Annotated in this window: 7 protein-coding genes; 6 read left to right on the plus strand and 1 reads right to left on the minus strand. The window is 51.3% G+C overall.

The features are described 5' to 3' along the window. Positions 1–182: 182 nt before the first annotated feature. Positions 183–6107 (minus strand): Ig-like domain-containing protein, encoded by a 5925-nt coding sequence (locus SAQUA_RS04410; protein ID WP_404413144.1) that lies wholly within the window; start codon positions 6105–6107, stop codon positions 183–185. A 1113-nt stretch (positions 6108–7220) separates the two neighbouring features. Here SAQUA_RS04410 and SAQUA_RS04415 point away from each other — a divergent pair. The 6 genes from SAQUA_RS04415 (at position 7221) to SAQUA_RS04440 (ending at position 13440) form a co-directional block, all read left to right on the plus strand. Beyond that, on the plus strand, positions 7221–7718 hold the full coding sequence (locus SAQUA_RS04415) for a CS1 type fimbrial major subunit (RefSeq protein ID WP_380676132.1): 498 nt from the start codon (positions 7221–7223) through the stop codon (positions 7716–7718). Between the two features lie 345 nt (positions 7719–8063). Then, positions 8064–10316 carry a TcfC E-set like domain-containing protein gene (locus SAQUA_RS04420; protein ID WP_380676130.1) on the plus strand — a complete coding sequence of 751 codons (2253 nt, stop codon included), beginning with the start codon at positions 8064–8066 and terminating at the stop codon, positions 10314–10316. A gap of 74 nt (positions 10317–10390) precedes the next feature. Then, positions 10391–11071 (plus strand): pilus assembly protein, encoded by a 681-nt coding sequence (locus tag SAQUA_RS04425; protein WP_380676138.1) that lies wholly within the window; start codon positions 10391–10393, stop codon positions 11069–11071. Beyond that, positions 11040–11711 (plus strand): molecular chaperone, encoded by a 672-nt coding sequence (locus SAQUA_RS04430; protein WP_380676128.1) that lies wholly within the window; start codon positions 11040–11042, stop codon positions 11709–11711. The genes SAQUA_RS04425 and SAQUA_RS04430 overlap by 32 nt, the downstream gene beginning before the upstream one ends. Positions 11712–11737: 26 nt before the next feature. Next, on the plus strand, positions 11738–12259 hold the full coding sequence (locus SAQUA_RS04435) for a hypothetical protein (RefSeq protein WP_380676126.1): 522 nt from the start codon (positions 11738–11740) through the stop codon (positions 12257–12259). A gap of 152 nt (positions 12260–12411) precedes the next feature. After that, the gene (locus SAQUA_RS04440) at positions 12412–13440 is read left to right on the plus strand and encodes a hypothetical protein (protein ID WP_380676124.1); all 1029 of its coding nucleotides are present in this window, start codon (positions 12412–12414) and stop codon (positions 13438–13440) included. Positions 13441–13489 lie beyond the last annotated feature (49 nt).

Genomic DNA, 13489 nt, shown 5'->3' on the forward strand with positions numbered 1-13489 from the left:
ATATGTAAACGTGAAGTGGATGTTTGTTCAATGGGGGCAGTTTGGGGCTGGTAAGTTGGGTGTGCTGAAGTGAAGTAAAAAAGCCACCGCTTGACGCAGTGGCTTTGTTATACCTATACCAGAGCCTGTTTTATTAAATACGACAGATGAGCAAGCCCTTGTAACTGTAACGACCCTGGGTTTTAGTTATATACGATCTGGATACCCGAGACGAAAACACCTGGCTGGCCTTTGTTTCCATTCGAATAAACGATAATCCCGTAGATAGTATCCGATACCGTTGCGGTATATGCCGTTCCCGTTGACGAACCCACCTTGTGATTAGTTCCGTCTGTCCATGTCAGCATTTCCAGTAATGGAGTAGGTAACCCGATTATTGCTACGACCGCACTGTACCCGGTAATAGATGTCACCTTATCCAGATCAAGAACCTCGCTAGACGCTTGTCCACCTAGACCACCTGCAACCAGCACACCACCGGAATAGAACCCATCGACAACTGCCGCGCTCTTGAGGGTTAGCGATGGATATTTTTCTTTCGGCAGCAGCGTAGTGTATGCCGTCTTGGTGCCAATAATTGCACTGGTCTTGGCCACAATTACGCTGACGTCCGTTTCCGCAGTCTTCCCTTCAAAGGTTACAGAAAGCTTACCTGATTCATTTTCATCCTCAGATGTGACATACCCTGAAGCATCAACCTTGATTTTCGCATTATTGCTGCTCCATACGCCTGTATTGGTAATATCGGCTTTCGAACCGTTTGAATACACGGCTTCGGCAGTAACGTTCGTGCCAAAGTATTTAGTAAACGTAATATCTTGTTTACTCAATACAACGCTTTTCACCACAGATTTAAAGCTTACAGGCACACTATTGGATGACTGACCATTCATCTGGGCATTGACCGTCACAGTTTCCTGTTGAGTGTTAATGATGCCGATTTTAGCCTGCCCGTTTTCATCAATAGCGACGGTAGTGTTACCGATAAATTTAGCACTGCCAGTGGTGGTAAAGGTTACATCCAGAGCACCCGCTTTGCCTTTGATAACGTTTCCATTCTTATCTGTCATGGTTACGACCAGATTATGAGTAGAAAGCTCGCTTGGCGCATCTTCACTTTTCTGTGTTTCAATCGTTTTGCCAGCTGTATCAAGAACCAGTCCACTGGCTGCATTGATCATTGCCGTGCTGAAATCCGCTTCAAAGTTCAGTTCAGTGCTGCTGGTCACGCCACCCACTTCTGCTTCCACCTTGACGCTGCCCGCTTTATCACCGGTCACTGGCAGAGTGGCGATGCCGTTCTCATCGGTTTTCACCGTCTGCTGACGCGTGGTGCCGTCTGGCGCGGTCACGGTAAAGGTGACATCAAAGCCCGGGATCGGGTTGCCGTTGGCATCTTTCACCGGTAACTGCACGGTGTTGACATCCGTACCGTTAGCCACGGTATTACCCGCTTCGGCGGTCAGGCCGTTCTCGTCGATGATCGCGGTGCCGCTGTCAGCCACAAAGGTCAGGTCAGTACTGGTGGTCACGCCGCCAATTTCCGCTTCTACCTTCACGCTGCCCGCTTTATCGCTGGTCACCGGCAGTGAGGCAATGCCGTTCTCATCGGTTTTCACCGTCTGCTGACGCGTGGTGCCGTCTGGCGCGGTCACGGTAAAGGTGACATCAAAGCCCGGGATCGGGTTGCCGTTGGCATCTTTCACCGGTAACTGTACGGTGTTGACATCGCTGCCGTTAGCCGTGGTATTGCCCGCTTCGGCGGTTAGGCCATTTTCGTCGATCTTGGCGGTGCTACTGTCGGCCACGAAGCTCAGGTCAGTACTGGTGGTCACGCCGCCAATTTCCGCTTCTACCTTCACGCTGCCCGCTTTATCGCTGGTCACCGGCAGTGAGGCAATGCCGTTCTCATCGGTTTTCACCGTCTGCTGACGCGTGGTGCCGTCTGGCGCGGTCACGGTAAAGGTGACATCAAAGCCCGGGATCGGGTTGCCGTTGGCATCTTTCACCGGTAACTGTACGGTGTTGACATCGCTGCCGTTAGCCGTGGTATTGCCCGCTTCGGCGGTCAGGCCATTTTCGTCGATCTTGGCGGTGCTACTGTCGGCCACGAAGCTCAGGTCAGTACTGGTGGTCACGCCGCCAATTTCCGCTTCTACCTTCACGCTACCGGCTTTATCGCTGGTCACTGGCAGAGTAGCGATGCCGTTCTCATCGGTTTTCACTGTCTGCTGACGGGTGGTGCCGTCTGGCGCGGTCACGGTAAAGGTGACGTCAAAGCCCGGCAGTGGGTTACCCTGCGCGTCCTTCACCGGCAACTGCACGGTGTTGACATCCGAACCGTTAGCCACGGTGCTGCCCGCTTCGGCGGTCAGGCCGTTCTGGTCAATGGTGGCGGTGCTGCTGTCGGCCACGAAGGTCAGGTCAGTACTGGTGGTCACGCCGCCAATTTCCGCTTCTACCTTCACGCTACCGGCTTTATCGCTGGTCACTGGCAGAGTAGCGATGCCGTTCTCATCGGTTTTCACCGTCTGCTGACGGGTGGTACCGTCTGGCTCGGTCACGGTAAAGGTGACATCAAAGCCCGGGATCGGGTTGCCGTTGGCATCTTTCACCGGTAACTGTACGGTGTTGACATCACTGCCGTTAGCCACGGTGCTGCCCGCTTCGGCGGTCAGGCCATTTTCGTCGATCTTGGCGGTGCTGCTGTCGGCCACGAAGCTCAGTTCGGTGCTGGTAGTCACGCCACCCACTTCTGCTTCCACCTTCACGCTGCCCGCTTTATCGCTGGTCACTGGCAGAGTAGCGATGCCGTTCTCATCGGTTTTCACCGTCTGCTGACGGGTGGTACCGTCTGGTTCGGTCACGGTAAAGGTGACATCAAAGCCCGGGATCGGGTTGCCGTTGGCATCCTTCACCGGTAACTGTACGGTGTTGACATCACTGCCGTTAGCTACGGTGCTGCCCGCTTCGGCGGTCAGGCCATTTTCGTCGATCTTGGCGGTGCTGCTGTCGGCCACGAAGCTCAGTTCGGTGCTGGTAGTCACGCCACCGACTTCTGCTTCCACCTTCACGCTGCCCGCTTTATCGCTGGTCACTGGCAGAGTAGCGATGCCGTTCTCATCGGTTTTCACTGTCTGCTGACGGGTGGTACCGTCTGGCTCGGTCACGGTAAAGGTGACATCAAAGCCCGGGATCGGGTTGCCGTTGGCATCTTTCACTGGCAACTGCACGGTGTTGACATCGCTGCCGTTAGCCGTGGTATTGCCCGCTTCGGCGGTCAGGCCATTTTCGTCGATCTTGGCGGTGCTGCTGTCGGCCACGAAGCTCAGTTCGGTGCTGGTAGTCACGCCACCGACTTCTGCTTCCACCTTCACGCTGCCCGCTTTATCACTGGTCACTGGCAGAGTAGCAATGCCGTTCTCATCGGTGGTCACCGTCTGCTGACGCGTGGTACCGTCTGGCTCGGTCACGGTAAAGGTGACATCAAAGCCCGGGATCGGGTTGCCGTTGGCATCCTTCACCGGTAACTGTACGGTGTTGACATCACTGCCGTTAGCCACGGTGCTGCCCGCTTCGGCGGTCAGGCCATTCTGGTCAATGGTGGCGGTGCTGCTGTCGGCCACGAAGCTCAGTTCGGTGCTGGTAGTCACGCCACCGACTTCTGCTTCCACCTTCACGCTGCCCGCTTTATCGCTGGTCACTGGCAGAGTAGCGATGCCGTTCTCATCGGTTTTCACCGTCTGCTGACGGGTGGCACCGTCTGGTTCGGTCACGGTAAAGGTGACATCAAAGCCCGGGATCGGGTTGCCGTTGGCATCTTTCACTGGCAACTGCACGGTGTTGACATCGCTGCCGTTAGCCGTGGTATTGCCCGCTTCGGCGGTCAGGCCATTTTCGTCGATCTTGGCGGTGCTGCTGTCGGCCACGAAGCTCAGTTCGGTGCTGGTAGTCACGCCACCGACTTCTGCTTCCACCTTGACGCTGCCCGCTTTATCGCTGGTCACTGGCAGAGTGGCGATGCCGTTCTCATCGGTTTTCACCGTCTGCTGACGGGTGGTACCGTCTGGCTCGGTCACGGTAAAGGTGACATCAAAGCCCGGGATCGGGTTGCCGTTGGCATCTTTCACCGGTAACTGTACGGTGTTGACATCGCTGCCGTTAGCCGTGGTATTGCCCGCTTCGGCGGTCAGGCCATTTTCGTCGATCTTGGCGGTGCTGCTGTCAGCCACAAAGCTCAGTTCAGTGCTGCTGGTCACGCCGCCGACTTCTGCTTCCACCTTGACGCTGCCCGCTTTATCACTGGTCACTGGCAGAGTGGCGATGCCGTTCTCATCGGTTTTCACCGTCTGCTGACGGGTGGTACCGTCTGGCTCGGTCACGGTAAAGGTGACATCAAAGCCCGGGATCGGGTTACCCTGCGCGTCTTTCACCGGTAACTGGACGAGGTTTACATCTTTACCGTTGGCCAAGGTGCTACCCACTTTGCCAGACAGGCCGTTCTGGTCGATTGCCGCAGTGGTATTGTCTGCTGACAGCGTAACGGTAGCCTGTTTCATTGCTATCGCTGTTCCAGGTACGTTGGCAGAGATCTTCACCTCGCCCACGCTGGTACCCGCCGTAAAGGTAGCGAGATAGATACCAGGGCGATCTGGGGATTCAGTCACGTCACCAATCTTATGTGGTGCTGGCTGCGCGGCGGCTGATGCCTGGCTGATTTTGCTGGCAACTGATGGTGATTGGAATTCACTGTTCAGCGTGATTTGCCCCGCGATCCCGCGGATTGGGAGCTCACTGCCATCTTTCAATGATAATTCGACCTGCGTTGTGGAACGGCCATCGGCAGGCAAACGGGCATTTTTAATTGCCAGATTGGAGGTTGCCGCAACACCAAATCCGCTAACGACGATTTCCCCCTGAGCAGGCTCAGAACGGTTACCCGATTTGTCGATGACGATCACGCTGATTGGGTAGCTGTTATTGCCCAGTAGGCTATACGATGGCAACACGGCCTGCCACCCCAGACCATTGGGGACAATTTTCCCTCCGGCAGCGGTAAACAAGTCAGATTTCCACTCAAACGATGCCACGCCATTTTTGCTGGTGACTGTGATCGGCAACTCAACGGTCTGGCCAGAATCGCCCTGTACCAACGGCGCCATCACCACGCTTAGTAACTGCTGCTCGCGATATTGCAGAACAATTTCATTATTACGGTCAACCAGATCGTAGCGACTGCCTGCCAAGGTACGTTTTGCCCCAACGTGAGCCGGATCGATCTGTTGCGCCAAAGGTGTGCCAAAGGAGTAATTGAAGGAAAGATTGAAACGGGTATCCTCCATGCCACTGGTTCCCTGCTTATGGTCAACACCGAAGGTAACCAGCGGGATAGGTGAATAATTTACACCAAGCGTTACGGCAGCAGGATCGGACTGGCGTTTATCTTTGCCAAATAAACCAACTTCATCACCGAAATACTGCTCATAGACCAGCTTGCCGCCCAATTGCGGCATAGATGGCAGATAAGCTTCTGTGCGAAGATCAAAACCATTAGCGGCTTTTTCATCAAAACCGTCCAGATCACGTGAGTTCTTCCAACCGCTGACACCGAAATAACCGTTAGTCGCAACACGCAGGTAATCACGTGCATATTCAGCACCAATACCAAGGCGAGAATGATGGCCCTGAATATCCCTATCTAGGAACAGGTTATAGCCAAACATTTGCTGATCGATAAAATGACGCTGCCCAATGCCCGCGTTAAGCGTAAGGCGATCGTCAATATAGCGCGTACCCAGTTGGCTGAAGGTCAGCAAACTTGGGGTATCTTGCAGCGGTAACAGAACATCTAACTGACTGCCTTTCAGATTCAGTTTGTCGTCCAGGTTCAACTGCACCTTGGCCGTACCAAATTGATTCAACCAGGTTTCTACAGCATCATTTGCGGTGCTGGAAGCCATGCCACGAGCGATAGACTCAGCCTGTTTGGTTGGATCACCACTGGCTAATACCCCCGCGAGACGGGTTGCCGCTGTCGCAACTGCCTGTTCATCCTCGGTATGGGCTTTTTTCGCCGCCATCACTGCCGGGGTATAGACCAGGCTCATTGGAAATGCCACTTGCGTGACAATATTAGCCCAGGCTAACAGTATGGATATCCGGGATTTTTTTGGTGCCTCGGGCCTACGGCGAGAGGATAAATCGTGCTTGTTCAATGCGACTACCTTATAGATAAATTAAAACGTTATACTTGCAGGCGGGGCTTAATAAATTAGCCTTACCTTTTTTAAGTATTTAAAGATTTATTAATTTTATGAAAATCAATATAAATCACTAAGTTGTTTCTTTGACCTTAATAATTATATGACTATCATTTTAAATAGTTATACCCTTCATATTTCAAGTTGCTTGGGTGTTGGCTGAGTTACTTGCCCCTTAGGGGCCGCTGCAAGCAGCGTTCAAATCTGCCAAGCAGATTTGTCGTTCACCCTAGCCACATAGTTTATCTATGCTCCTAGGGGTTCACTCAGTTGCCGTCTTCAAGCAACTCGAATTATTTTGGGTATATATGTTGAGAATGGTTACCTGGCATTATATTTTGCTAATAAATTCATAATGATAAAATAAATGATAAAGAACTGGTTTTACCCTAGAAAGCTGATATCGAAAGGTCATTGTGAATGGCTGTGTGCTAATCCATCACTAGTGAATTTCGAATAACCCTAATTAAATAAGGATGTTCTCAGTTCTTATCGGGGGTATGACAGAATAAGCAACGCTTTCCTGCTGATAGTAACTTTACACCACTGCTATTTCCTATTCGCTTTGCTATCAAATTTTCACTATTGTATGGGGTGCCACAAAGAAGGTAAATAAAGTAATTTCTATTGGTGATAACTTATTCTCAATCGATGCTTTTTGCACTGTGGATTGAGTATTAATTTTATCTATCACTGATAAAAATATATTGGCTTGAAATAACTGAAGTGTAGGTCTATATTCAGCGCAGATTTAAGAGGCAAGGCTAAAAATCTATCTTTGACACAATAAAATACTCATGCACTGTGTTATCCAGTATGGCTCAAGTTCACTGAGGCAAGCAGGCTGAAAACAATCCTTTAGATAATGGTTGTTTTCACCCTGTTTAGTTAAACGGGTAATTCAAAGCGTTCCTTGATGACAAGGACGTCTGTTAATAAGTATTAATAAGGAAAGTAATAATGAAAAAGATCCTTCTGTCTGTTGTCGCTACAGCTATCCTGTCAGCCGGTATGGCACATGCAGCCACTGGCGTGGAAAAAGAAATCACCATCGTAGCCAACATCAACGATGCGATTTTTGTTTCTAAGCCAGACGGTAGCACCTGGTATGACAAAGAAGAACTGTTTGCTAAAGACTACACGCAGACTGAATTTGCTTCTAACGATCTGCCAGTGCGTGTTTACACCACCGACAACGAAGTTAACGTATCTCTGGTTCAGCCACTGACCATTAACCGCGCTGATGGTGCTCAACTGTCTGATGTAGTTGTTAATTTTGCTGGTAAAGCTGTAGTTCAGGGCACTGCACTGAAAGTAATGCAAACCACCACAGCTCCAGGTGGCTACGACAACACTTACACCCTGAAAATCAACGCTAAAGCGCCAACCAATGCAACGGGCTCTACCAATGGCGCATACCAGGGTGATCTGGTAATGCTGTTCGAGCCAAAAGCTTAATTAATTTATACTCCTCACGCTTCGAGTCGTCTGTGTGTTGGCTTTCCTAGCTCTTACCCGTTACATAGTTATCTATGCAACTTGGGGACCGCTGCGTCACTGTCTTCATACGGTTCGAATTGTTTAGCATATAGAGTATAACGTTTAATTACGTAATAATTTTTAGGGTTATTCTCGAATAACCCTAAGTATCATATTTTAAATGCCAATTTTTGTTTTATAACGGAATTTTTGTATCTCTAGTGCAAAAAAACAGGCAGGACGTGGCTTATTAACTATTAAACCTAAAAATTAATAGTTAATAAGTTACTGGCCGTGTTGTTGAATCTCTACATGGAATATAAGATGGGCAGAAATATCCCAGGATGGGCGACAGGTTTATTATTATTGACTCCTTCAGCAGCAACCTATGCTCAGGGTGCTCAAATCGAATATCAAGTGCCCGCCGGATTTTCAGAAGCCGAGCAGGACTCTTCCATGCAGTTTCTGGCTACTCTCGACAGCAAACCCCTGCCGGGCCCGGTCAGTTGGTCTGCCAAACAAAATCGCCTCACCTTTGATGAAGCTCTTTATCGTAAAAATGGCGTTTCAACCGCGCAGATAGACCTGTTGAACAAGGTGCTGACACAGATACCTTATGCGGTCTGCCCTAACGGTTGCGACTATACCGTTAGTGGTCAGACGGTGTCACTGGACAAGGTTAAACAGTCGATCAGCATTACCGATGGTAATCAGCGTTACGTGCAACCCCAGACCATGATGGGATTCATCCACAACCAGTCGCTGGATGTGCGTACTGCCTCCAACGAATATCGCGCCGTATCCGCTTTCGGCCAGGGTTACCTTGGCCTGCCGTGGCAGAGCTATGGCTACCTGAGCTGGTACTACAACGACAGCAAAAACTTCGATACCCAGACCACCGTTCAGGGTGTTAGTACTTGGTATCTGCAGAAGAACTTTGCCACTACCTACCTGCGCAGTGGGCGGCAGGATAGCAGGGATAATGCGGCAGGTAGCGTTAGCACCTCGCTGAACCCGAGCTTTGATCAATTTGTCACCTTGGGTAGCCAGGACAATCTGAAGCGTGACAACCAGTCTGCGGGCAAGATGGTGCTGTTCGCTACCGCTGACGGTGACTACGAGTTCTATCGCGATGGTCGCCTTATCCGCCGTATTCCAGCAGTGATTGGCCGCAACGAGATTGACTACAACCAGCTGCCAGGCGGCTTTTACAGTTTAGAGATCCGCCTGGTTAACCGCAGCGGCCAAGTGGTGAGCAGCGAGAATCAGCAGATTGCCAATATCAACTATGGTGGCAGCACTGGTTGGTATGTCACGTTGGGGAAAGAGCTTGATACCGAGAAAGACCTGCTCAGTGCTGGGGCCAGCTTCCAGACCAAGTGGTTTGCGGCGAGCAGCGCGTTGCTCAAGGGCACCGGCAATACCTGGGCGATGGAACACAACCTCACCCGACCAATGCAGATTGCAAATGTCGAAGTGACGCCAACCGTAGGGGTAATGGCGGGGGAAAAACGCGTTGGAGGCTATGCCAGCCTGAATGCGGGCAGCCCGCAACTGGGTTATCTGACCGCTTCGCAGTACCAGAATACGTCAGTTTCCGAGTTCTACCCGGCCAGAAACAGTACCTCGTTTGGTTATAGCCGCCAGTTTGGGCCCACTCGCCTAGGTTACAACTATAGCCGCTATACCAACAGTGAACGCCATCAGTTGCAGAGCACCTGGAACTGGCGCGGCAACGGCGTCTGGGCAGTGATCTCTACCGGGGTGCAGAAAGGGGGCTATGACAGTGGCAGCAATAACTACGGGCTGTACCTGAATACCACCATCATGCTGGATCGCAATACCGGTACGCTGAACGCTGCCTATAACAACGGCAAACTGTATACCGGCGGAAGCTATGCCCGTGATTTTGAGGATAGCACCGGTACCACTACCGCAGGGATTGACTTCAGTGACATTGGCCGTACTAACGCGGTGGGTTTGAACGCTCGCCGCAGTGGCACCCGCGGCGATGCCTCGCTGCGTCTCGGCGTTGACGACGATACCACCAGCGGTAGCTTCAACTACAACGGTATGTTTGCCGCCAGTCAGGATGGGATTGCCCTTGGGCGCACCAGCCCGAGCGGTGCCGCCATGCTGGTGCGCACACCGAAACTGGGTGATGCCAAATATGGTTTCAAGGTGGAAGGCAACCCGGTGGGTGGCGGCAGTACCTATGCGGTGCCATTAGCCAGCTATCAGGATGTGACCTTTGCCCGTGCACAGTCGGTGGATTCCAATGTGGATATGAACATTCGTCTACCCGCAAACATAGTGCGTGCCCATCCTGGGCAGGTATACCCGGTGAAAGCCGAGGTGGAAATGAACCTGTTGTATAACGGCTTCCTGGTGGACAGCCGCGGAGTGCCGGTGAGCGGTACTGTCAGTGAGACTGGCGATGCGGTCTACCCGAATGGCCTGTTCTCGCTGGCATCTACAACGTTGATTAAAGAAATTACCGTCACCAGCAAGCAGGGACGATACCGCTGTGACATGACACAGCCAAAAGATAAGCGCTACCTCTGTGTAGCCGGTTGAGATAGACAATCCTTAGGGATGTCACCCGCTGTAAACAGCCTAGGAATTGATGAGAATTAACGAGGAAAATTATGATTAAACAATTGCCGTCTGCAATAGTCGCCAGTTTTCTGGCACTAAGCGGCCTGGTTCATGCTGATGGTCAACTGATGGTGATGCCTGCACGCAGTACCGTTGAAGGCCAGCAAACCCGTACCGTACAGGTCAGTAACCTGGGCGATAAACCCCTGTATCTGAAAGTGGATCTGATGCGTGTCGAGAACCCTGGTAAAAACCCGGAACGCAAAACCGCGATTGGTGATATCACGGTACCTGGGCTGATGGCCAGCCCTGCCAAACTGACGTTAGGGCCGGGTCAGAAACGCGATATTAGCCTGGTGGCGCTGCAATCCCCAGCCAGAGAGACATTATACCGGCTGTATATCGTACCGGTGTCCAGCATCAAAGTTGTCGGGGAGGAGAGTAAAAACAAAATCAGCGCCCCGCTGACCTTTGGGGTGGCGTACGGTGTGCTGGTCCACCATCTGCCTTCTTCTGGTGCACAGACCCGAAACTGGAACCATCAATGTACCGCAGCCGGGTTGCAACTGACATCCAGTGGTAGCGTACATTCGCTGTTCAAGCAACTGCAAGCGACCCCGGCGGGCAGCATTTCACCAGAACAAAAGGTGTTCCCCGGCACACCATTGGTGTTCCCGGTGAAAACCCTGAAAGGAAACGCCGATGGCCAGCCATTTGATATCCGTTGCCCGTAGGGTCTCTGGGCTACTGCTGTGTCTTCTTCCTTATGGAGCGGCACAGGCACTGATTGATATCAGCCCGAAAATTCTGGAAATGAAAGATGAGCAGGCGGTGGTGCAGGTGATCAATACCGGCGATACCCCGGAGTTCGTTGATGTTGCTCTGTTTGAGATCGACAACCCCGGTGTGCCTATCGATGAGGAGCAACTGATACCTCTGGGTATCAGCAAAGACCCATATCTGTATGCCGCACCGTTCAAGCTTTCGTTGGGGCCGCGCCAGCAGAAAACGGTGCAGTTAACAGCGCTGAAACCGCCGGGAAGAGAAAAGGTGTACCGCCTGGCGGTCATTCCTCAGCAAAGAGCCAGCGTTAGCGGAACCCAGGACAATGTGATGCTGGTCAGCCTGGGGTTTAACGGCTTGGTGCGCCAGTTGCCGATCAAGCAGGTTGCCACTTGGCAACACCGCTGCCAGGCCAGTGGGTTGCTGTTGGAGGCCAATGGCACGGTGCGGGTAGAGTTCAGCGAACTGAAGTTGGATGGTCAGGCTATGGATGATTTTAATGTTTACCCCGGCACGCCAAGGCAGATGGTGGGAAACACATTGAGTGGCAAGGCGCAGGACAAGTCTTTTAGCCTGCAGTGCAGTAAATAAGTGCAGACAACAAAGGGATGAATAGCATGAAGCTATTGCAGCAGATGATGATGGCAGTGTTTCTGCTGACTGGGAGCACGGTTAATGCCGCAGACACTGCGCTGGGTGGTGTGCCGGTCAGCATTACGTTGACCAATCTGGTACAAATCACGGTCGAGAAACCGGGGGGCGGCTGGTACGACACATTGACGCTCAGTAACAGCACGGGCAGCGATATCACACGCTACCAGGCTCAGGTCTCGGTACAGGTCAGTATGCGCAATGCACGCGACTTTAGGGTGTCGCTGGTTAATCCGCTGTTATTGACTCATGAAACCGATGCGTCTTTGACGTTCACCACAGAGCAGGTGGGATTTGGCAGTAGTGCGACAACGCTGCAGGCACTGAGTACCACTCCAATCGACCTCAGTAATCCTCCACTGGTGAGTGGCAGCTCTACTGGCAACTATCTGCTTTCAGTGTCAGCGCGCCAGCCTGTGGGTGTTCTGGGAAATGTTTCCGGGAATTACGTCGGAAAACTGGTGATGATGTTTGAGGTTAAAGTTTAAGCCAAAACCAAAACTAGGCTGTTTCCCTCAATTGCCCGTCAGCGGCGCTCGCGTGCAATTGAGGGAAACAGCCTAACATGCCCTTGCGAATACAGCGGTGGCATGAGTTGAGCGAAATAATTGGAAATTTACGCGCTAATCGCGAGAGATATATGAAAATAATAGCAAATTTATCCCGCTTGATGGCATGCTCTTTGCTGGCATTAAGCACACATGTAATGGCAGCTTCATATAGTCAGAATATTACCGGCTGCTCTATTACTAAATTGGGTACTAATAAGTTTCAGGCAAAGTTCACTTACGTGGTAACACAAGGTGACCCTGGGAGTACCACTACGCGAAATAATTTTTACGTAGAAGTGCCAACCTCGTTAGGTAGTAATTCAACAGTTCACCCACAAAATAACTCAACTACTACTTATAGTAATGTCGTTGTTAATGCTAACCTTGGTTACACTATCGGTGCCAGGTTATTAGGTTTTTACGGTAATCCTACCGCGAGTATAATTCAATTCAGTTCGTTTGTTTCCATCGATTTTACCACAGATACTGTAGGTGCTTACCCAGGTTTGCGCGCGCGCCTGACAACCGAGAATTTAAGTGGTGGTGGGCAGAGTGGCGGTACTTCAACCTATGTAATTTATATTGCGGCTAATGGATGCCAGCTTACGATAGCGGCCCTTCCCAAACCTGAAGATGTTGATACACCTGAACCGGAATTCAGTATGAAATCTGCCGTATGGCAGATGAATACTCTTGATGTGAGCAATTTACCCGATGTCTCTGCAACTGGAAACGGTTATGCCGCATCGATTAGTAATATCGCCAGCAATAATCTGTGTATTAACTATGTTACCGCTGGGGTAAAGAATAAAACCTATGCGCTGAGTGTAACAAATACCTCCAGTTTGCAGGGCGGTCGTAGTTTATTTACCCTGCAAGGCACGGGGAGTCAGCTGTTTTATAACCTGCAATTGGCCAGTAATAGCGGCGTGGCGGCAAACGATTTCAATTTCCCGGCTGCAAGCGCTAAATACATCACATTGACACAGACGGCCAGTAGTACTCCCGACCGTAGCGAGATGTGTTGGACGCCAAAGATTAATCTGTTTAAAAACTCAGCCACAAAAGAAGGGATGCACACCAATACGCTGAACTTTGTCATTAGCCCCAAGGCATAAGTCCACCTGTATCTGCTGTATTTCTCGGCCCAGGGTAGGGCCGAGAAAA

The organism is Serratia aquatilis, from assembly GCF_044865145.1.
Taxonomy (GTDB): Bacteria; Pseudomonadota; Gammaproteobacteria; order Enterobacterales; family Enterobacteriaceae; genus Chania; species Chania aquatilis.

Bases quoted from the DNA above. Each gene is read 5' to 3' on its own strand.
- SAQUA_RS04410 (WP_404413144.1), bottom strand. From the start codon at position 6,107: ATGAGCCTGGTCTATACCCCGGCAGTGATGGCGGCGAAAAAAGCCCAT.
- SAQUA_RS04415 (WP_380676132.1), top strand. From the start codon at position 7,221: ATGAAAAAGATCCTTCTGTCTGTTGTCGCTACAGCTATCCTGTCAGCC.
- SAQUA_RS04435 (WP_380676126.1), top strand. From the start codon at position 11,738: ATGAAGCTATTGCAGCAGATGATGATGGCAGTGTTTCTGCTGACTGGG.
- SAQUA_RS04430 (WP_380676128.1), top strand. From the start codon at position 11,040: ATGGCCAGCCATTTGATATCCGTTGCCCGTAGGGTCTCTGGGCTACTG.
- SAQUA_RS04420 (WP_380676130.1), top strand. From the start codon at position 8,064: ATGGGCAGAAATATCCCAGGATGGGCGACAGGTTTATTATTATTGACT.
- SAQUA_RS04440 (WP_380676124.1), top strand. From the start codon at position 12,412: ATGAAAATAATAGCAAATTTATCCCGCTTGATGGCATGCTCTTTGCTG.